The following is a 19,729-nucleotide window of genomic DNA, read 5'->3' on the forward strand; positions in this document are numbered from 1 at the left end:
GGTGTACGGGCGGGCAGGCGGTGGGGACGGAACCAGCGCACATCGCCGAGCCAAACGGTTACGGAAGCGTCATCCAGACATCGACCGACAGGGACCAGGTGCCGTTCGGCGGGTCTGTGAGCGAGCGCTCGTCCTGCCCGGTGCGCAGCCGCATCACCTGCACCGGGGCGCCGTACGGGGAGACCTGGTCCGCCTGCGCGGCGAGCAGGACCGGGGCGCGGCCCGCCCGTCTGACGCGGTCGGCCAGCCGGGTGACGTTCGCCGGCGAGGGCAGGTGGGTGCCCGGGGTGAGCACCACCCGGGCTGTGGGCAGGCCGCACATGCCGCGGACGAGCTGGGTGAAGCGGTCGCCGGTGACCCGCTCGACGATCAGCACCGAGGCGTCGCGGGGCAGCGCCGCGCACAGCCCCGCGACGGCGGCCGCCTCGCCCCGCTCGACAGGGGTGAAGGCGGTCCCGATCGAGGTCACCGCGGCCGGGGCTACCAGCAGCAAGCAGCCCGCCGCGAGCAGGGCCCGCTGCGCCCGGCGGCCGTACCCCATGCGCCAAGCCCGGTTTCGGACCCAGCGCAGCCCCCAGGCGGCGAGCAGGATCAGGCCCGGGAGGACGACCGGGACGAGCCGGCGGGAGGCCCAGGGGTGGTCCGGGGTGATCGACGGCAGCCACAGAGTGGTGACCGTGGTCCAGCCGATGACGGCCAGGGGGAGCAGCCAGACGAAGTCGCGCTCCCGGACGAGGCGGCGCGCCAGCACGGCGGCGGCCAGGGTGGCGAGCACTGCGATCGGGACGCCCACGTACCAGAACACCCAGTACAGCGAGTCCTCGTAGTACAGCCGTCCGGGGTCGGACGGCAGGTGGTTGGCGGCCTGCGTCTTGGCGATGAAGTCGGCGGTGAGGACGTCCTGCGGGGTGAGCGGGGCGCGGCGCACGGTCTGCGCCCACGGGCGCGCGGCGAACCCGGCCATCGCCAGTACGACCAGCCCCGCGGCCAGGGCGGGCAGCAGCCGCGCGGTCCGCCTCGACGGGCGGCGTACCAGGCGGGCGATCCTCGCTCCGAGGCGCGGCGCGAGGACGGTGCCCGCGATCGTCAATGCCAGGACGGCCGCGCAGATGACGAGCAGCGGTTTCAGCGACCCCGACAGGTACGCCAGGTAGGGCCGGGCCAGCAGGTACGCCGCCAGGGAGCCGACCCCCGCGCCCACCGCGAGCCCCGCGAGCAGCGGCCGCCCGAGCCGCCCGTCGGACACGCCGTCCCCGGCCCTGTGCCGGACCTGGTGGCGGCGCAGCGCGATCAGCAGCCCGGCGTACGCGAGCACCGGCAGCAGATCGCGCAGCCCGTCGATCCTGACCGCCAACGCCAGCCCGAACACCAGCCCCGCCAGCGCCGCCGACGCCGCCGCGTCGCCCGACCGCACCGCCCGGACCCACCCCAGGGCCCGCACGACCGGGCTCCCCACCAGGCCGCGCCCCGAAGCCGGGGTGTCGCCCGGATGCGCGGCGCAGGCCAGGGGCAGGGCGCGCATGAGCACGCTTCCGGCGGGGCGGCTGCGGAGCTCTCCTCGAGCGGTCTGGTCGGCGGCCTCGGCGAGCATGGGGGCCGAGGCGGCGGGGAGGAAGCCCACGCCGAGCGCGCCCGAGCGGAGCCGGTAGCGGGCATCCAGGAGGAGGCTCACGCCGCCGAACAGGAGGATCACGGCCGAGGGCTCACTGAAGAGGCTGCGCGAGGTGTAGATCAGGGGCATGCTCACCGCGAAGACCAGCGCGGCGAGGACCGCCCAGCGGGCGCCGACCAGGCGGGCGACGACGCCTGCGAAGGCCAGGACCGCCAGGCCGCCCAGGACCGGCGGCATCAGCAGCACGCCCGCCAGCCCGCCCAGCCAGTGGCCGAAGGCGCCGATGAGCGGCATGCCGGGCATGAACTGCGGCACGACGGCGCCGTCGTACTGGTAGAACCCCATGCTGTCGAAGCGGAGCGCGGGGTCGGGGCCGCCGAACGCGGCGAGGTCGAACGGGATGGGCAGCGAGCCGTGCTCTGCCAGCCACACGGCGTACTGCGCGTAGGTCGCCGGGTCCCGGCGCACGATCAACTGCTCGGTGTGGAGGATCCCGTTGAACATGGCCGAGGCGGCGGCGACGCCCACCACGGCCGCCGTGTGCCAGCCGGTTGCCTCCACCGTCTCCGGCAGCCGCCGCAGGCCGTACCGGCCGAGCAGGAAAGTCAGGCCGGCCCCGAGCAGAATGGCCGGCACAGGGTGGAACCAGCCGAGCAGCAGCAGCGGCACCCCGGCAAGCAACCACCCGGCCACCGCGACCACCGGCACCACCGACATCACGGCGAGCACCCGGCCCGCTGAGGGCCACCGCGAGTGATCCACCCACCTCACCCCGCGAGCGTCTTCGGTTCTCTGTGTTTACATCAGTAAAACTGACATCAGCGTAGCCTCGTCGCCTGCCGGCCAAGGCCGGGATGCGATCCGGTGGAAGCCGAGACCGAAGCCTGGCGCCGCGGCGACCTGTGACGCCTGCCCCCTACGTATGGCTCAGACCACCGCCCCCGTGCCCTCGCGCGGGGCGGTCCGCCTGACGGGCGGGGCGGGTGGACGCCGGTCGAACCGGGCGAGCGCGACGGCCGCCGGACCGGCCACGAACGCTGACGACAGCGTGCCCACGACGATGCCCGCCACCAGCGCCATGGCGAAGTCCCGCAGCGAGTCGCCGCCGAATGCCATCAGCGCGACCAGGATGAACAGCGCGCCGAGCCCGGTGTTCACGGTACGCGGCAGCGTCTGCAGGATCGCCCCGTCGACCGCCGTCGCGAACGGCTCCTTGCCGCGTGCCGTCCACAGCTCCCGTACCCGGTCGAACACCACCACCTTGTCGTTGACCGAGTAGCCGACGATCGTCAGCATGGCGGCCACGAAGATCCCGTCGATGGGCTTGCCCAGCCACGCGAACAACCCCACCACAACGGTCACGTCCACCAGCAGCGCCACGACCGCCGCCGCGCCGAACGTCCACCGGAATCTGGCCGCCAGGTAGAGCAGCTGCATGACCACGGCGACGCCGAGCGCGATGAGGGCGTTGCGGCGCAGCTCCTCGCCCAGGCTGGGGCCGATGAACTCCTCGCGCCGCTTGGTCACCTCTCCCCCGTGCGCCTCCAGCGCCTGCTCGATCCTGGCCGCCTCGTCCAGGCCGAGCCGCACCGCCCGTACCGTGACGCCGTCGCCGGTGGACTGCACCACCGCCGTGGGGAACCCGGCACGGGCGACCGCCTGGCCGGCCACGTCGGCCGGGACCGGCTGCGAGGTGGCGAACTCCACGAGCCGCCCGCCGGTGAACTCCACGCCGACGTTCAGCCCGCGAACGAGCAGCCCGGCCACGGCCACCGCCGCCAGCCCGCCCGCGATCGCCAGCCACAACGTCCTGTGCCGCATGAGCCGCGGGTTCCTGCGCGTCAGCCAGGTCCGGACGGCACCCGGGGAGGCCAGCCCGGACGCGCGCGGCCCGATCATCCCGATGACGCCCTGGACGAGCACGCGGGTGATCAGCATGGCCGAGACCAGCGAGGCGAGCACGCCGATCGCCAGCGTCACACCGAAGCCCTTGACCGGGCCGGAGGCCAGCCAGAACAGCAGCCCGGCGGCGATCAGGGTGGTGACGTTGGAGTCGGCGATCGCGCTCCAGGCGTTCTTGAACCCCAGGTCCAGGGAGCGCCTGAGCCCGCGCTGCGGCCCGTACTCCTCCCTGGCCCGCTCGAATACCAGCACGTTGGCGTCGATGGCCATGCCGATCGCCAGCACGAACCCGGCCAGCCCCGGCAGCGTGAACGTGGCGCCCATCGCCACCAGCGCCGCGTACGAGATCAGGCCGTAGCAGGTCAGCGCCACCGCCGCGAGCAGCCCGGACAGCCGGTAGACGGCGACGATGAACGCGGCCGTCAGCAGCAGCCCCACGACCGCCGCCTTGGCGCTGGCCTCGATGGCCGCCGTGCCGAGCGTCGGGCCGACCGTGCGCTGCTCGACGAGCTCGAGCGGGACCGGCAGCGCGCCGCCCTTGATCAGCACGGCCAGGTCGCGGGCCTCCTCGTGGGTGAACGAACCCGTGATGTCGGCGCCGCCGCCTGGGATGCCGGTCCGGCACGGAACCGACAGGTCGAGCGGCGGCGAGGAGATGATCTCCTGGTCGAGCACGATGGCGATCCTGCGCTTGGCATCGCCCTGCGGCTCGCACGCGGCCGCGCCGGTCAGCCGCTGCCAGGCGCCGGCGTCGCGGAACTCGATGCGTACCCACCAGCCGGGGCCGCGCTGCGGGTCGCTCTGCTCGACGGCGTCGCTCACGCCGTCGCCGCTGATGGCCGTGGGCCCGAGCTTCAGCAGGCCGCCGTTCTCGTCGCGGACCGCCGCGGAGTCGCCCGCCTCGGCCGCGCCGAGCACGGGATGGAAGGCCAGCTGCGCGGTACGACCGATGACCTCGGCGGCCTGCCGCGGGTCGAGCACGCCGGGCAGCTCGACGATGATCCGCTTCTCGCCGGAGCGGACCAGGGTGGGATCGACCACCCCAAGCGCGTCCGCCCGCTGGCGGAGCACGTCAAGGGCGCGGTCGGTGGCGGCCGAATCGGCCTTGACGGTGGGCGAGTCCTTCGCCTCGAAGACGAGCTGGGTACCGCCGCGCAGGTCCAGGCCCAGGCGCGGCGCGGTGGTGAGGGCGAGAGCTAAAGAGATCGCGATGACGGCGAGCGCCGCCACCGCACGCCAAACAGGCGCACGGAACATGGAAGCCTCCACAGGCACAGATGTGCGGGACAGGGAATCGTCAGAACCCTGTGGAGGGAGGCCCCCGCGCCGGCGCCACCACCGGCCGGCGGCCGGCCGGATCATCAGCGCCCGGGCGGGCGACGGCGACGGCCCAGGCGGGCGTCGGGTACGGCAGGCCGGACGGCAGCACGGCCGGTCCGGCCGGGCCCGCCAGGCCGAGCAGCCCGTGCCGGCCCTGCAGCACGGCGTTGCGGTACGGCTCCTGGCCCAGGCCAGGGTGCTCCTGCGCCCGCCAGGCCGTCACGTGAACGGCCGTGACCTGCGGCTCGACGGCCCTGGCGTGGGCGGTCGCGGGCAGGAACCAGGACAGCAGGAGGAGCAACGCGACAGGCAGCCTGGTCCGCATCGTCGCCTCCCTCCGCCCGATCATCGTTCCTCACCGTAGCGCGTCGACGTGGCCGGGAAGTGCGAACTCTTATCAGATGCTCGTCAGGCCGCTTTCCCAGGCCCAGGAGGCGATCCCGACGCGATTGCGTACCGCCAGCTTGGCTTGGATGCCGGAGACGTGGCCTTTGACCGTGCTGAGCGAGATGAACAGCTCGGCGGCGATCTCCTGGTTGGTGCGGCCCCTGGCGATCGCCCGGACGACCTCGATCTCCCGCTCGGACAGCGGCTGCTCGGGCCGGCGGGGGGCCGGTGCTCCGGCGGCCGTCAGGTGGCGCAGCAGCCGCAGGGTGATCGACGGCGAGATCAGGGCGTCCCCGGCGGTGGCGGCCCGCACGGCCTCGACGAGCAGGGCCGGGCCCGCGTCCTTCAGCACGAAGCCGACGGCGCCGCCGCGCAGCGCGCCGTAGACGTACTCGTCGAGGTCGAAGGTGGTGACCACGACCACCCGGAGCGGGGCGGGGACGGCGGGTCCGGCCAGGGCTCGGGTGACCTCGATGCCGTCCAGGCGCGGCATCTGGATGTCGACGAGGCATACGTCCGGGCGCAGCCGCCGGGCCAGGGCGACCGCCTCGTCGCCGTCCGCGGCCTCGGCGACGACCTCGATGTCGGGCTGGTCCTCGAGGATGACCCGCAGGCCGGCGCGGACCATCGCCTGATCGTCGGCCAGCAGGACGCTGATGGTCACGGGCGCTCCCGGGCCGGCCGCCCGCCCCTGCGCACCCCCTGATCGCCGGGCGGTGCTCACCGGTGCGCGCGACGCCGACCCGGTCCTGCTCGCCGCCACCCTGCTGTTGGCCTCGGCCATCGCCTTCCAGGCGTGGCTGTCGGTGGCCAACCCCGGTAACGCACTCCTTGGCGAAGGCGAGGCCGCGGACGTTCACACCGACCGCGTCAGTGATCCTTTCGAGAAACCAACGCGTACGAGCCGTGTCGTCACGGCGTGGCCAGGGGAATGATCCTGCGGTACTTGCCGCCGGGTGATTGCTGTGGTGTCTCTTCGGCGCGTTCGAGCGTGACGTGGTCGACCTTGTGCTCGGTGAGCAGGTGGGTGATCTCGTCGCGCACCGTCTGCCACACGCGGTCGGGGTCGGCGCCATCCGCGGGCTTCAGGCGCACGCGCAGTGTGGCGGGCGAGGTCTGGACGACCTGGAACTGCTCGATGCCGGGAAGACGGTCTAGCAGAGTGCCGAAGGCCATGGGGGAGATGCCGATGTGCTCGCCGCGGCCGGCGGGGAAGGCAAGCATCTCGGCCGCGCGGCCCTGCACCTGAACGGCGGGTAGTGGGCTGCCGCACGGGCAGGGGTCGGGACGCAGCAGGACGTTGTCGCCCAGGTCGTAGCGCAGGATCGGCTGGACGCGGTTGGCGAGGTTGCTCAGCAGGACCGTGTGCGACGGCTGACCTGGTGGGACGGACCGGTAGTCGGCGTCGACCGGCTCCAGCACGGCCCAGTCGCTGTTGACGTGAAGCCAGTTGTGCACGCAGCCGTACGCGAGGAAGCCGCACTCGGTGGCGGCGTAGGCGGAGCGGACCTGGGCGTGGAACGCGTTGGCGATCCGGGTGCGGTTCTCCGCCGTCAGCGCCTCACCACCGGCGATGATCATCCCTGGGTGGATGCGCAGGCGGCCGGCTTCCTGTTCTCCGGCCAGCAGCCCGAGCATGCTCGAGAAGCCGGCGAGGGAGCTGGGGTTGTACCGGTTGAGCTCGGCGGCCAGTTCCGGCAGTGGCTGGTGTATCGAGAATTCTTGCAGCATCCAGCTGAGCCGTGGGTGGTCCCGGCGGAACCGTGCCGCCCCCGCGACGGTGGCGAAGTGGCCGCCGGGTGCGGAGACGATCGCGGTACGGCCGGCGCCGCGCAGGAGACGGATGAAGTCGCCGATCCCCAGCCCGGTGCGGGCGCGCTGTCCGACGGCGGTGCCCACGGCCAAACTCCGCTCGTCCAGCAGAAAGATGCCGCGCAGCCCGCTGGTTCCGGAGGTGGTGACCATGAGGTACCCCCCTTGAAACCGCTCACCCACGAGCGCGGGATCGGCCACGAACGCCTGGGCCTTCTCGAGTGTCACATTCCGGTCGGTGACCCAGTCGTCGAAGTGGGCCATCAGCGTCTTTTTGCTGGTGACCGGGAGCACTGCCGGGTCGTCGACCTCTTCTGGCAGGTCCCGGTACAACTTGCGGAAGTACGGCGAGTGGGCGCGGGCGTAGGCCACCATCTCGGCCAGGTGGGCGCGCTGCCGCTGCGCGATCGCCGCGTGACCTTCCCGCATGGCGCGTCGCGCGTCGCGAGCGATCTGCCGGGCGCTTTCCTTCATGATGGTCGGGTCCTTTCTCCGGTGAGTGGGATGTCGCCTTCCCGGGTGGTGGAGAGACATTGGTGCCAGAAGGGCCGTTGGTGAGCTGCGGCATCCGCCGCAGGTCGATCCGCCCTGGTCTGGGAGTGCGGGCGATGTGCGCGGATGCTGGTGGCGTCGGTGATAGGTCGCACCCTCGTCAGGGGCGTTCGTCAACGGCTTCGGTGGGCTGCCGCACCGAAAGCAGGCCGTGCAAGGCGATGTCGAGTCCACGCCGGGCGGCCTCCCACAGCTCGTCCTGCGACCGGCCAAGCTGGACGCTGGCCAGGCTCGCCTGCTGGATGGCGCCCATCAGGGATCCGGTCATCGCCGCCGCGGTGATCGGGTCCAGTTGGCCGGGAAACGCCTTCAGCAGCTCGTCGGTGATCCGCTGCTGCAGGTCCAACAGCACGTAAAGCGCCTTGGCCTGCAGCGCCGGCGTGCTCAGGACCAGCCGGTACGGCGCCGACAGCTCCTCGGGCTCCCTGGGGGGAACCTTGGGCCGGCGATAGGCGGCGTACTCCTGGACCATCCTCGCCAGCACCTCGCCCGGGCTCTCGTGTGGCCGGCGTTCCGCGATCGCCTCGAGCATCACGTCGAAGTTGCGCTCCACGTCGACGAACAGCACCTCGTCCTTGCCGCGGAAGTAGGCGGAGAACGTCTTGGGGTCGATATCCGCCGCCGCGGCGATCTGCGCCAGCGTGGTCTGCTCATATCCCTGCTCCTCGAACAGCCGGAGAGCCGCCATGACGATCCGCTCTCTGGTCAGCCGCTTCTTCCGCTCGCGCCGAGACTCCTGCATGACCCAAATATACGTCTGCTGGAATTTTCCCGACAACTGGAATATTTGCGAAGTGGCATCAGGGAGGCGAGCGGCACGTCCGAGTACGCGCCGGGTCAGGGTGCTGTAGCAGACCAGGAGTGATGGCCTCCCGGGCGGCGACACCTCATCGCGCAGGTGTGGGAGCCGTACGCCCCGGGATCTGGCCCCGGTGTAGCGGCCCGGCCTATCGGGCCGGGCCGGTGGTGAGCCAGAGGCGGAGCAGGTGGCGGCGGCGGCCCGGCTCCGAGTGGTCCTCGTAGGCGGTGCGGCCGTGCAGGACGACATGGTTGTTGAGGAACTGCATGTCGCCTTCCCGCAGGTCCATGGTGAGTGCGAAGCGGGGGTCGTTGGTCAGCTGGTCGAGCAGGTCCATCACCTCCTGCTGCGCGTCGGTGAACGGCGGCACGTGGGCGCCGCGCAGCGCCGAGCGCAGGTAGTCGGGCCCGTAGGTCATGGACACCCCGCCGCCGGCGCGCGGCGTGCAGATCGGCTTGGTGGAGAAGCTGTCGGGGCCGTCGCCGGTGCGACGGTCGTGCCACCACGGCTGGTAGAGCAGCCCCGCCAGGGCAGGGCGGGTGCGTACGAGCTCGTTGTGCACCGCCACGGAGCTGACGATGGAGCTGAGGCCGCCGGACTTCGCCGGGCGTACGCACAGCAGGCCCACGATGTCCGTCGGGTCGCTGTGGTAGCCGAGCCGCCCGCTGTGCTCATAGCTGCGGGTCTGGCCGCGCGCCGGGTCGGCGCCGGTGTCCCGTACGTGCATGAGCGGCGCGCTGTCCGGCCCCTGCGGGACGATGCCGCCGACGTGGCCGGCGAGCCCGAGCGCGGCGATCTCGCACTGCCGCTCGCTCATCCCATCGGTGGGAACCCCCTGGATCAGCACGAACCCGCGGCCGTCCACGAGCTCCTCGCGCACCCGCCGCAGGACGGGGCCGAGCGTGGGCAGCGGGAAGCTCTCGCGGGCGATCTCGCCCGGTGCCGGCTGCGCCGCGCGCACGGCGCTGAGCACTTCCTGTCGTTGCCTGTCGTCGAGCCGGACCCGCCAGGCGTCGCTGTCGCGGATCTCCGCTCCCAGCCACTCCCCCGGCCCCAGCACTTCCGCGACCGCCATCGCGCCCACCGTCCCTTCGCCCGCCGTCTGTTTCTCGGCCCACCATCCCTTCCCGCGCCGCCCGCCGCACCCCCTGATCGCCCACGGCCGAACGTCTTCGCCCACGGCGCAAGCGGGTCAGGCCAGCGAGTCGATCCAGCGCTCCAGGCGACGGCCTTCCACGGCCATGAGTCCGGGGTCGCGGAAGGTGTTGGTCAGCAGGGAGATGCCCTGGTACGCGGCGAACAGGGCGACCGCGAGCTCGCGGGCGTCGTCGCGACCCATGGCCTGGAACTGCCGCTCGACCCAGTCGAGCAGCTCACCCATGACCTTGGCGATCGCGCGGTCGAGGCCGTCGTCGCGCTTGTCGAGCTCGGAGGCGAGGGTGCCGGTGGGGCAGCCGTATCGGGCGGTCAGGTCGCGCTGCTCGATCCAGCCGTGCAGCAGGGACTTGAGCCGCTCCTGCGGCGTGGGGAGCTGTTCGAGCGTGCTGATCATCGACTCGAGCTGCCGGCCGTGCGCGTCGATGGCCGCCTCGATGAGCTGGTCCTTGGTCTTGAAGTAGTAGTAGACGTTGCCCACCGGGACGTCGGCCGCGCGCGCGATGTCGGCGAGGGTGGTCTTCTCCACCCCCTGCTCGTGCAGCACCCGCATGGCGGCGCCGGCCAGCCGTTCCCGCTTCCCCGTCCGCGTTGAGTCAGTCACCTGACTCACTATAGACAAGCGCCTTGTCCGACGGCTATGGTCTCGTTCCAAGTCAGTCAACTAACTAACTTTTCGAGGTAGATCCATGATCGTAGTAACGGGTGCCACCGGAAACGTCGGCGGCGAGCTGGTCCGCCTGCTCACCGCGGCGGGCGAGCAGGTGACCGCGGTCTCCCGGCGGCCCGCGCCGCTTCCCGAGAATGTGCGGCACTTCGAGGCCGACCTGGCCGAGCCCGCCGGCATGAAGGCCGCCTTCGACGGCGCCGACGCGCTGTTCCTGCTCGTCGCCGGGCAGGACCCGCAGGCCATCCTGGACGCGGCGAAGGCGGGCGGGATCCGGCGCGTCGTCCTGCTCTCCTCACAGGGCGCCGGGACCAGGCCGCAGGCGTATCAGCACCCGGCCGCCTTCGAAGCGGCCGTCCGCGGCTCCGGGCTGGAGTGGACGATCCTGCGGCCGGGCGGATTCGACTCCAACGCCCTGGCCTGGGCCGAGCCGATCCGCGCGCACCGTACGGCCGCCGCGCCGTTCGGGGACATCGGGCTGCCGACCATCGATCCGGCCGACATCGCCGAGGTCGCGGCCGTGGTGCTGCGGGAGGCCGGGCACGCGGGGCGTACCTATGAGCTCACCGGACCGCGGCCGGTCACCCCGCGCGAGCGCGCGGCGACGATCAGCGGGGCCCTGGGTGCGGAGGTGCGGTTCGCCGAGCAGACCCGCGAGGAGGCTCGCGCCCAGATGCTGCGGTTCATGCCGGAGCCGGTCGCCGAGGGCACCTTGGCCATCCTGGGTGCGCCGACCGCCGCCGAGCAGCAGGTCAGCCCGGATGTGGAGCGGATCCTGGGCCGCGCGCCGCGTACCTTCGCCGACTGGACCGCCCGCAACGTCGAGGCCTTCCGCTGAGCGGCGGCCTGCCGGGCTCGGTGGAGTCCTTCCTGGCCGAGCCGAGCGTGGCCACCCTGACCACGCTGCGGCCCGACGGGTCCCCGCATGTGGTGGCCGTGCGTTTCACCTGGGACGGCGACGCGGGCCTGGCGCGCGTGCTGACCGTGGCCGCCTCGCGCAAGGCCCGCAACCTGGCGGCGGGCGGCCGGGCCGCGCTCTGCCAGGTCGCGGGATTCCGCTGGGTCACCCTCGAGGGCGCCGCCACGGTGTCCGACGATCCGCGGCGGGTGACCGAGGCCGCCCGCCGCTACACCGAACGCTACGGCTCACCGCCGCCCGGCCCGCCCGGCCGGGTCGTGATCGAGATCGCGGTGAACCGAACCATGACCCTCAATACTTGAACGGACCCGACCATGCCCATCCAGAACGTGCTCGATTCCACGATGTCCTACCGCGAGCTCGGCACCGGCGCGCCGATCGTCTTCCTGCACGGCAACCCGACCTCCTCCCACCTGTGGCGGAACGTCATGCCCGCCATCGGGCACGGCCGCCGCCTGGCCCCCGATCTGATCGGCATGGGCGGGTCGGGCAAGCCGGACATCGACTACACCTTCGACGACCACGCCCGCTACCTGGACGCCTGGTTCGACACCCTCGGCCTCGACGACGTGGTGCTCGTCGGCCACGACTGGGGCGGCGCGCTGGCCTTCGACTGGGCCGCCCGCCACCCCGGCCGGGTACGCGGGATCGCCTTTACCGAGGCCATCGTCAAGCCGATGACCTGGGAGGAGTTCCCCGAGGGAGGCCGCCCGCTGTTCCAGGCGATCAAGACCGAGGGCGTGGGAGAGTCCATGATCCTCGACGACGACGCCTTCCTCCGGCAGGGCCTGCCCACCACCGTCGCCACGCCGCTCGCCGAGGAGGACGTGGCGGCGTACCTGCGGCCGTACCCGACCAGGGAGAGCCGCCTGCCGATGCTGCGCTGGGCGCGCTCGCTGCCGCTGGGCGGGGAGCCCGCCGACGTCGTGGCCAGGATCGAGGCCTTCGACCGGTGGCTGGCCGCCAGCACGGAGGTGCCCAAGCTGCTGATCGGCTTCCGGCCCGGCCCGGGCGCGATGTGGACGCCCGAGACCATCGCCTGGTGCGAGGCCAACATCGCCGCTCTCGAGATCTCGGAACACGACGCGATCGCCGGGCATCACACCCCGGAGGACCAGCCCCTGGCCATCGCGGCGGCCGTCGAGGAGTGGGCCGCCAAGCACCTGTGAGGAGACCGGGCTCCGGGCTCGGCCGCGTCTTCCCGCCCGCGACCGGCACCCGGTCGGTCAGCGGCCGGGATGCTCGGCCAGTCGGAAGTGCCAGACGACCATCGAGGGCGTCCCGCCGATGGCCGCCCTCGCCGCCTCGGGCGCCAGGTCGCTCAGGCACCACGGCCAGACGTCCCATGGCCCCAGGGTCGCGGGCTCGCTCGGGGCCGGCGCGGGCGGTTCCGCGGGCATCCGGGCGAACTCGGCCAGCACCGGGTCCAGCACGGGCACATGCGCAAGCGCCAGGGAGCAGACGACCAGGTCGACGGCGTCGTCGGGCACCGGCAGGCGATGCAGGTCGCCGAGGTGGAACTCGCCCTGCGGCACCCGCTCGCGCGCCCGGTCGAGCATGTCGGGCGAGCTGTCCATCCCGATGATCCGATGCCCGCGCCCGGCCAGGTACGCCGCGACCCGGCCGGTGCCGCACGCGGCGTCCAGGGCGACGCCCGCCGGCAGCGCGCCGGCGATCTCCCCGACGATGGGCTCGTCGATGTCGAACGCCGAATTGGGACCGTCGTAGGTCTTCGACCAGATCTGATAGCCCTCCACCGTGTCCACGCGGGCGACCTCCACGGCGGCGCTCGCCAGCGACTCGTCGTCGAGGAGCCTTCGGATCTCGGTGAGGCGGGCGTCGACGAACTCGCGGTCGTACTCGCCGGTAAAGGACCGCAGCAGGGCAAGGCCTTCCAGTCCGAGCACGTAGGCCAGAGGATGCTCGTAGATCACCGGCGTTAGGGTTGCTGATGGGGTTAGCCAACCGTAGTTATCGTGTGGCATAGTGTCACTGCACGCCCGGCGCCCAGGCGACGTCGGGCACCCTCCTCGGTCAGGCCGTGCGCGTCTGGCCGGTCAGCGTCCGGAGGGACGTGTTCAACGGGCCGGTGGCCTCGCTGCCGGTACCAGGGCACGAAGACGATTGGTGGATGCCGGGCACCTCGTTGTGTCCTGATCCTGTGCAACGCACAGGATCGCTAAGCCAATCAGAGACGCTAACGACGCACATCACGCCGGTGCCGGCGATTTATTTCCCGAAGCGGACGGGCATGTGCTTGATGCCGTTGATGAAGTCCGAGCGCATCCGCCTGACCGGCCCGGCGTGCTCGGCCGACGGGAAGCGGCGCAGCAGCTCCCTGATCATGCAGCGGATCTGCAGCCTGGCCAGGTTGGCGCCCAGGCAGAAGTGCGGCCCGCCGCCGCCGAACGTCACGTGGTCGTTGGGGTCGCGCCGGATGTCCAGGACGTGGGGGTCGGTGAAGACGTCCTCGTCGTGGTTGGCCGAGGCGTAGAAGGTGACCACCTTCTCCCCCGCGGCGATCGGCTGGCCGTGCAGCTCGGTGTCCCTGGTCGCGGTACGGCGGAAGTTGTGGATCGAGGATCCCCAGCGCAGGAACTCCTCCGTGGCGGTGCGCCACAGGTCCTCGTCGTCGACGCCGGCGGCCAGGTCGCGGTAGGCGTCGGGATGGGCGATGAGGGCCTTCATGGCGTGGGCGATGAGGTTGCGGGTGGTCTCGTTCCCGGCGACGAACAAGATCACGAAGAACATGCTGATTTCGTCCCTGGTCAGCCGGTCGCCGTCGACCTCTCCCTGCACCAGCGCGGTGAGGATGTCGTCGCGCGGGTTCTTGCGCCGCTCCTCGACCATGCCGTCGCAGTACGCGAACGCCTCCGCCGAGGCGATCTCGCCGTCCTCCGGCGTGGTGCGGAAGTCGGGGTCCTGGAAGCCGACCATGCGGTTGGACCAGTCGAAGATCAGGGCGTGGTCCTGCTCGGGGACGCCGACCAGGTCGCAGATCATCTGGAGCGGCAGATACTGCGCGACGTCTTCGACGAATTCCACCTCGCCGTCCTTGTCCAGTACGGCGTCGGCGATCTTCTCGGCGCGCCGCTGGATCTTCCCCTTGAGCTGGGCGATCATCTTAGGCGTGAAGCCGGCGCTGACCAGCCGCCGGTAGCGGGTTTGCTTCGGCGGGTCCATGTTGAGCAGGGTCAGGCTGGCCAGCGCGATGAACTCGGGCGTCTGCGTACGGATGAACGCGGTGCCGAGCTGCGTGGACCAGGTGTGCACGTCGCGGCTGATCGCCTTCACGTCCTGATATTTCGTGACGGCCCAGAACCCGGTGTCGTCCGGCACCTCGTGCCAGTGGACGGGCGCGTTCTTGCGCAGGTAGGCGAACTGATCGTGCGGGACCTCGCGCTCCCAGGTCCCTTCCAGCAGGTTGATCTGCATCGGTGCCTCCTTCGGTGCGGGCTGGGCACAGCTGTGTTATTGCGATCTCATGCCGACTTCTGAGATCGCTGTGTCATGGCGATCTCATGCCGACTTCTGAGATCGCTTGTGTTAGTCCCAGCAGGTCGCGCAGGTTCTCGGCCACGGCTCGGGCCTCGACCGCCGGGGGGTCGAGGCGGTGCTGCACGGCGCAGCCGATGAGCAGCCCGAGCACGCCGGCGGCCGTCTGCTCGGGCGATCGGCGCAGCGGCACCCCGGCCGCCTCGGCCCAGTCGGACAGCCCTTCGGCGAGGCGGGCGCGGACGTCGGCGTACCGCCTGGCCAGGGGCTCGCCGATGGCGGGGTCGCGGGCGCCGTGCAGCCACAGCTCCATCTCCAGCAGCAGCCACGACCCGCCCCGGGAGTCGCGGGTCAGCGCGCCGAACATGGCGGCCAGCCGCTCGTCGAGCTCGGTGACCTCCTCGAACCCGGCGAGCAACTCGGCCGCGGTCTGCTCCTTCCAGACCTCCAGGAGCGCCAGCAGGAGCCCTTCCTTGCCGCCGAAGTGGTTGTAGAGCGCGCCCGTGGTGCGGTCGGCGGCGCCGGCCACCGCCTCGGCGGACACGGCGTGGAAACCTTTGCGGGCGAACAGGTCGGCCGCCGCGTCGATCAGCCGGGCCCGCGTCTCGGCCCGCCGCTGGTCCTGAGTACGCGCCACCTGGGCCTCCGCGCGAATACCGGTGCTCCTACATATATCCACTTCCCTATATATCTCTTGAACGAGCGCTTGGTCAATAATCACGAAGCGGAAACATCCGGGAAACGCACCCTTGACAATCCGTACGTCCAGCACGGAGAGTGATGCCCACTACACCTGACTACGTAGTCAGACGCAAGGAGCTGCGATGACCGAGCCACGGCGCAGGCCACCCGGCAGCATCGACGTCGCTCGGCGGGCGGGCGTTTCGCAGAAGACCGTCTCCCGGGTGATGAACAGCGAGCCGTACGTGAGCGACGAGATCCGCGAGCGCGTGCTGGCGGCCGCGCGCGAGCTCGGCTACCGGCGCAACACCGCGGCCCGCGCGCTCAACCTCGGCCGCTTCCACCGCATCGGGGTGGCCTCGCTCGGCACGCCGCTCTACGGCCCGGCCTCCCTGCTCGTCGCGCTGGAGCGGCGGGCCAGAGAGATCGGCTACGCCCTCAGCGTCGTCAACACGCTGGAGGGTGAGGAAGGCGGCGTCATGAAGGCCGTCGAATCGCTGCTGGAACAGGGTGTGGACGCCATCGTGGTGTCCGAGCCGATAGAGGAGGGCCAGGCGTTCCGGATCGACCCGGACGTCCCGGTGCTCAGCTTCGGCCCCGGCATCGACGGTCCGCGCGTGGTGATCACCGGTGCGTCCGGCGTGGGCGCGGGCCGGCTGGCCACCGAGCATCTGCTCGGCCTGGGCCACGCCACCGTCTGGCACGTCGCGGGCCCGGACCGCTGGTGGGCGGCGCGGGACCGGGAGCGCGGCTGGCGGGAGGCGCTGGCCGCCGCCGGAGCCCCCGTGCCGCCGCCGATCGAGGGCGACTGGTCCCCCGCGTCCGGGTACGCGGCGGGACGGATCCTGGCGGCGAACCCCGAGGTCACGGCGGTGTTCGTGGCCAATGACGACATGGCGATCGGCGTGCTGCGCGCCCTGGCCGAGGCCGGCCGCGCGGTGCCCGAGCAGGTGAGCGTGGTCGGGCTGGACGACATCCCGTCCGCGGCGTATCTGTCCCCGCCCCTGACCACCATCCCCCAGGACTTCGAGGCGATCGCCGCGCACGGCCTGGCAATGCTCGTCGAGCTGATCGAGAACGGCGCCGGCCCGGCGACCCACGACCACCTGCCGGCGCGCCTCGTGGTGCGCCAGTCAACCGCACCCCCCAAGGAGAAATCATGACAACGCCACGCACCCGGTGGCTGGCCACCACGGCCGCCACCGCCCTGTTCGTCGCCGGCTGCGGCGGAGGCGGGGAAACACAGGAGGCCGCCGACAAGCCGCCGGGCGTCACCAGCCAGGCCGACATCGACAAGGCCATGCAGACGCCCACCGAGCTCACCTTCTGGACCTGGGTCCCGGAGATCGAGAAGGAGGTGGCGCTGTTCGAGAAGAAGTACCCCGCCATCGACGTGAAGGTGGTCAACGCCGGGCAGGGCGAGCCGCAGTACACCAAGCTGCGCACCGCGCTGAAGGCCGGCAGCGGCGCGCCGGACGTCGTGCAGATCGAGTTCCAGTACATCCCCACCTTCACCATCACCAACAACCTGCTCGACCTGCGCCCGTACGGCGCCGAGGCGCTGAAGGACAAGTTCGTCGACTGGACCTGGAGCCAGGTGACCGGCAAGAACGGCGAGGTGTGGGCGATCCCGCAGGACAGCGGGCCGATGGGGATGCTCTACCGCAAGGACATCTTCGACAAGCACGGCATCCAGCCGCCGAAGACGTGGGACGAGTTCGCGGTCGCGGCCCGCAAGCTGCACGCCGCCGACCCAGACGTCTACATCACCAACCTCGCCGGCAACCAGAACGGCGCCTGGATGGGGCTGTTGTGGCAGGCCGGCGCCAAGCCGTTCCAGATGGCGGCGCCCGACCAGATCAGTGTTAGCGTTAACGACGAGGTCTCCAAGAAGGTCGCGGGCTACTGGGGCGGTCTGGTCAAGGAAGGCGTCGTGTCGACCGACACCGACTTCACCGACCAGTGGTACCAGGCGCTCAACAAGGGCAAGTACGCCACCTGGCTGACCGCCGCCTGGGGCCCGGTGTTCCTGGCCGGCAGCGCCAAGGACACCAGCGGCAAGTGGCGGGCCGCGCCGCTGCCGCAGTGGGCGGCCGGTGAGAACAAGGCCGGCAACTGGGGCGGCTCCACCAGCGCCGTCATCAAGTCGTCGAAGAACCCCATCGCCGCCGCCAAGTTCGCCGAGTTCCTCAACACCGATCCCGAGTCGACCAAGATGATGGCGGCCGAGCAGTTCCTCTTCCCGCCCACCAAGGCGCTGCTGGAGGACAAGGCGTTCGTCGAGGAGAAGCCCGAGTTCTACGGCGGGCAGCAGGTCAACAAGCTCTTCGCCGGCATCAGCGACACCGTCGCCATGGACTTCGGCTGGCCGCCGTTCCTGGACCAGACGGTCAACGACTGGGACGAGACCGTCGGCAAGGCCCTCGCCGACAAGACCGACCCGACGCCCGCGCTCGACCAGTGGCAGCAGCGGATCACCACGTACGCCGAGAGCCAGGGCTTCAAGGTCTCGAAGTGAACCATCTCAGGGCCAGGACGGGCTACCTGTTCGTGGCGCCGTTCCTGATCGTCTTCGTCGCCATGCTCATGGTGCCGCTGGCGTACGCCGGCTACCTCAGCCTGTTCAGGGAGCAGCTGATCGGCGGCACCACCTTCGTCGGCCTGGACAACTACGTGCGGGCCCTGACCGACGAGCGGCTGCTCGACGGCGTCCTGCGGGTGGCCAGGTTCTTCCTCGTCCAGGTGCCGATCATGCTGCTGCTGGGGCTGATCTTCGCGCTCGTGCTGGACAGCGGGGTGCTGTGGCTGTCGCGGTTCATCCGGCTGGGCATCTTCGTCCCGTACGCGGTGCCCAGCGTGGTGGCTGCGCTCATGTGGAGCTACCTGTACGGACCCGAGTTCGGCCCGATCGCCCAGTTCGCCGAGACGCTGGGCCTGCCCGCGCCGAACCTGCTCGGCGGGGACGTCATGCTCGGCTCGCTGGCGAACATCGTCACCTGGGAGTTCACCGGCTACAACATGATCATCCTGTACGCCGCGCTGCGCGCGATTCCGTCCGAGCTGTACGAGGCCGCGGCCGTCGACGGAGCCGGGACCTGGCGGACCGCCTGGAGCGTGAAGATCCCCGCGCTCCGGCCGGCCCTGCTGCTGGCCCTGATCTTCTCGGTCATCGGCAGCTTCCAGCTCTTCAACGAGCCGCAGCTGATGCAGCGCCTGGCGCCGAACGTCATCGACAGCTCCTACACCCCCAATCTGTACGCCTACTCATTGGCCTTCACCAGCCAGGACGTCAACTACGCGGCGGCGGTGTCCTTCCTGCTGGGGATCGTCATCGTCGTGGTCTCCTACACCGTCCAGCTCGCCGTGACGAGGAGAAGGACATGACCACCACCGCAACGGCTCCGGCCAGGGCGACCGCCCAGGCCGTGTCCGGCAACGCCGCGGGCCGCAAGCGCAGCCCGATGCTCACGCTCGGCATGCTGGCCTTCCTGATCTACTTCCTGCTGCCGCTGTTCTGGCTGGTGGTGGCCTCGACGAAGACCACGGCCGACCTGTTCAACAGCTTCGGGCTCTGGTTCGGCCGCGACTTCGCGCTGCCGGACAACGTCCAGCGGGTGTTCACCGCGCAGGAGGGGGTCTACGGCCGGTGGCTGCTCAACACCGCGATCTACGCGCTGGTGAGCGCGGGGGGCGCGGCGCTGCTGGCCGCGCTGGGCGGCTACGGGTTCGCCAAGTTCCCGTTTCGCGGCAACAAGGCGCTGTTCGGGCTGGTGCTGGGCGCGATCATGGTGCCGAGCACGGCCCTGGCGATTCCGACGTACCTGATCTTCGCCAAGATCGGCCTGGTCAACACGCCGTGGGCGATCATCCTGCCCTCGCTGGTGCACCCCTTCGGGCTCTACCTCATGCGAATCTACGCCCAGGACGCGGTGCCGGACAGCCTCCTGGAGGCGGCGCGCATCGACGGCGCCGGCGAGTTCCGGATCTTCCGTCAGGTGGTGCTGCGACTGCTCGCGCCCGGCTTCGTCACCGTATTGCTGTTCACGCTGGTGACCACCTGGAACAACTACTTCCTACCGCTGATCATGCTCAACGACCCGTCGCTGTACCCGGTCACCGTCGGCCTGGCCAACTGGGCCGCGCAGGCGTCGGTCGGGGGCGGCGGCAGTGGTGAGGTCATCCCTCTGGTCGTCACCGGCTCGCTGCTGTCGATCATCCCGCTGGTGGCGGCGTTCCTGATGCTGCAGCGTTACTGGCAGAGCGGCCTGGCCACCGGCGGAGTCAAACAATGAAAGACATCCCAGGAGCTTTAGTTGTCAAGCAGCAAGCGATTCGGCGTGATGCGGCCAGGCGGTTGCCTCGTCGTAGAGGGTGCCGGTCTTGAGGCAGCCGTGCAGGATGCCGACGAGGCGGTTGGCGACCTGGCGC

At 71.1% G+C, this 19,729-nt stretch carries 18 protein-coding genes; 7 read left to right on the top strand and 11 right to left on the bottom strand.

Going from position 1 to position 19,729, the window contains the following annotated elements; translation table 11 throughout:
- Positions 1–58: 58 nt before the first annotated feature.
- The 8 genes from EJK15_RS43075 to EJK15_RS43110 form a co-directional block, all read right to left on the bottom strand.
- The gene (locus EJK15_RS43075) at positions 59–2,374 is read right to left on the bottom strand and encodes a hypothetical protein (protein ID WP_138716248.1); all 2,316 of its coding nucleotides are present in this window, start codon (positions 2,372–2,374) and stop codon (positions 59–61) included.
- A gap of 165 nt (positions 2,375–2,539) precedes the next feature.
- Positions 2,540–4,771 carry a protein translocase subunit SecD gene (secD, locus tag EJK15_RS43080; protein WP_138716249.1) on the bottom strand — a complete coding sequence of 744 codons (2,232 nt, stop codon included), beginning with the start codon at positions 4,769–4,771 and terminating at the stop codon, positions 2,540–2,542.
- 40 nt (positions 4,772–4,811) lie between these two features.
- On the bottom strand, positions 4,812–5,159 hold the full coding sequence (locus EJK15_RS43085) for a hypothetical protein (RefSeq protein ID WP_138716250.1): 348 nt from the start codon (positions 5,157–5,159) through the stop codon (positions 4,812–4,814).
- 72 nt (positions 5,160–5,231) lie between these two features.
- The gene (locus EJK15_RS43090; protein ID WP_138716263.1) at positions 5,232–5,885 is read right to left on the bottom strand and encodes a response regulator; all 654 of its coding nucleotides are present in this window, start codon (positions 5,883–5,885) and stop codon (positions 5,232–5,234) included.
- A 248-nt stretch (positions 5,886–6,133) separates the two neighbouring features.
- The gene (locus EJK15_RS43095) at positions 6,134–7,507 is read right to left on the bottom strand and encodes a phenylacetate--CoA ligase family protein (RefSeq protein WP_138716251.1); all 1,374 of its coding nucleotides are present in this window, start codon (positions 7,505–7,507) and stop codon (positions 6,134–6,136) included.
- A 178-nt stretch (positions 7,508–7,685) separates the two neighbouring features.
- The gene (locus EJK15_RS43100; RefSeq protein ID WP_138716252.1) at positions 7,686–8,327 is read right to left on the bottom strand and encodes a TetR/AcrR family transcriptional regulator; all 642 of its coding nucleotides are present in this window, start codon (positions 8,325–8,327) and stop codon (positions 7,686–7,688) included.
- Between the two features lie 205 nt (positions 8,328–8,532).
- Complete coding sequence (locus tag EJK15_RS43105; protein WP_138716253.1) at positions 8,533–9,564, bottom strand: TauD/TfdA family dioxygenase; 1,032 nt, start codon at positions 9,562–9,564, stop codon at positions 8,533–8,535.
- A gap of 12 nt (positions 9,565–9,576) precedes the next feature.
- The gene (locus EJK15_RS43110; protein ID WP_240777576.1) at positions 9,577–10,143 is read right to left on the bottom strand and encodes a TetR/AcrR family transcriptional regulator; all 567 of its coding nucleotides are present in this window, start codon (positions 10,141–10,143) and stop codon (positions 9,577–9,579) included.
- 85 nt (positions 10,144–10,228) lie between these two features.
- Between EJK15_RS43110 and EJK15_RS43115 the strand changes: the two genes are divergently transcribed.
- From EJK15_RS43115 to EJK15_RS43125, 3 genes are read left to right on the top strand one after another with little or no spacing between them, the layout of a single operon-like run.
- Positions 10,229–11,044 (top strand): NAD(P)H-binding protein, encoded by an 816-nt coding sequence (locus EJK15_RS43115; protein WP_138716254.1) that lies wholly within the window; start codon positions 10,229–10,231, stop codon positions 11,042–11,044.
- A gap of 20 nt (positions 11,045–11,064) precedes the next feature.
- Complete coding sequence (locus EJK15_RS43120; protein WP_240777577.1) at positions 11,065–11,427, top strand: pyridoxamine 5'-phosphate oxidase family protein; 363 nt, start codon at positions 11,065–11,067, stop codon at positions 11,425–11,427.
- A gap of 12 nt (positions 11,428–11,439) precedes the next feature.
- Positions 11,440–12,294, top strand: coding sequence for a haloalkane dehalogenase (locus tag EJK15_RS43125; protein ID WP_138716256.1), 855 nt, complete (start codon positions 11,440–11,442; stop codon positions 12,292–12,294).
- A gap of 57 nt (positions 12,295–12,351) precedes the next feature.
- Here EJK15_RS43125 and EJK15_RS43130 read toward each other — a convergent pair whose 3' ends face one another.
- The 3 genes from EJK15_RS43130 to EJK15_RS43140 form a co-directional block, all read right to left on the bottom strand.
- Entirely contained in the window at positions 12,352–13,059 is a 708-nt protein-coding gene (locus EJK15_RS43130; protein WP_138716257.1) for a class I SAM-dependent methyltransferase, read from the bottom strand.
- A 295-nt stretch (positions 13,060–13,354) separates the two neighbouring features.
- Complete coding sequence (locus EJK15_RS43135) at positions 13,355–14,560, bottom strand: cytochrome P450 (protein ID WP_138716258.1); 1,206 nt, start codon at positions 14,558–14,560, stop codon at positions 13,355–13,357.
- Positions 14,561–14,633: 73 nt separating this feature from the next.
- Entirely contained in the window at positions 14,634–15,257 is a 624-nt protein-coding gene (locus EJK15_RS43140; protein ID WP_171074866.1) for a TetR/AcrR family transcriptional regulator, read from the bottom strand.
- A gap of 187 nt (positions 15,258–15,444) precedes the next feature.
- On the opposite strand from EJK15_RS43140, the gene EJK15_RS43145 reads away from it, so the two are divergent.
- From EJK15_RS43145 to EJK15_RS43160, 4 genes are read left to right on the top strand one after another with little or no spacing between them, the layout of a single operon-like run.
- Positions 15,445–16,464 carry a LacI family DNA-binding transcriptional regulator gene (locus EJK15_RS43145; protein ID WP_138716260.1) on the top strand — a complete coding sequence of 340 codons (1,020 nt, stop codon included), beginning with the start codon at positions 15,445–15,447 and terminating at the stop codon, positions 16,462–16,464.
- Entirely contained in the window at positions 16,461–17,819 is a 1,359-nt protein-coding gene (locus EJK15_RS43150; protein WP_138716261.1) for an ABC transporter substrate-binding protein, read from the top strand. Before EJK15_RS43145 ends, EJK15_RS43150 begins: the two co-directional genes overlap by 4 nt.
- On the top strand, positions 17,816–18,685 hold the full coding sequence (locus tag EJK15_RS43155) for a carbohydrate ABC transporter permease (RefSeq protein WP_240777578.1): 870 nt from the start codon (positions 17,816–17,818) through the stop codon (positions 18,683–18,685). Before EJK15_RS43150 ends, EJK15_RS43155 begins: the two co-directional genes overlap by 4 nt.
- A complete protein-coding gene (locus EJK15_RS43160) occupies positions 18,682–19,593 on the top strand; it encodes a carbohydrate ABC transporter permease (RefSeq protein WP_138716262.1) in 912 nt (303 codons plus the stop codon). The genes EJK15_RS43155 and EJK15_RS43160 overlap by 4 nt, the downstream gene beginning before the upstream one ends.
- Positions 19,594–19,729 lie beyond the last annotated feature (136 nt).

It is taken from the genome of Nonomuraea basaltis, assembly GCF_005893125.1.
GTDB lineage: Bacteria > Actinomycetota > Actinomycetes > Streptosporangiales > Streptosporangiaceae > Nonomuraea > Nonomuraea basaltis.

Coding starts and splice junctions, on each gene's coding strand:
- EJK15_RS43100 (WP_138716252.1), bottom strand. CDS start 8,327: ATGCAGGAGTCTCGGCGCGAGCGGAAGAAGCGGCTGACCAGAGAGCGG.
- EJK15_RS43135 (WP_138716258.1), bottom strand. CDS start 14,560: ATGCAGATCAACCTGCTGGAAGGGACCTGGGAGCGCGAGGTCCCGCAC.
- secD (WP_138716249.1), bottom strand. CDS start 4,771: ATGTTCCGTGCGCCTGTTTGGCGTGCGGTGGCGGCGCTCGCCGTCATC.
- EJK15_RS43150 (WP_138716261.1), top strand. CDS start 16,461: ATGACAACGCCACGCACCCGGTGGCTGGCCACCACGGCCGCCACCGCC.
- EJK15_RS43125 (WP_138716256.1), top strand. CDS start 11,440: ATGCCCATCCAGAACGTGCTCGATTCCACGATGTCCTACCGCGAGCTC.
- EJK15_RS43115 (WP_138716254.1), top strand. CDS start 10,229: ATGATCGTAGTAACGGGTGCCACCGGAAACGTCGGCGGCGAGCTGGTC.
- EJK15_RS43095 (WP_138716251.1), bottom strand. CDS start 7,507: ATGAAGGAAAGCGCCCGGCAGATCGCTCGCGACGCGCGACGCGCCATG.
- EJK15_RS43160 (WP_138716262.1), top strand. CDS start 18,682: ATGACCACCACCGCAACGGCTCCGGCCAGGGCGACCGCCCAGGCCGTG.
- EJK15_RS43085 (WP_138716250.1), bottom strand. CDS start 5,159: ATGCGGACCAGGCTGCCTGTCGCGTTGCTCCTCCTGCTGTCCTGGTTC.
- EJK15_RS43145 (WP_138716260.1), top strand. CDS start 15,445: ATGACCGAGCCACGGCGCAGGCCACCCGGCAGCATCGACGTCGCTCGG.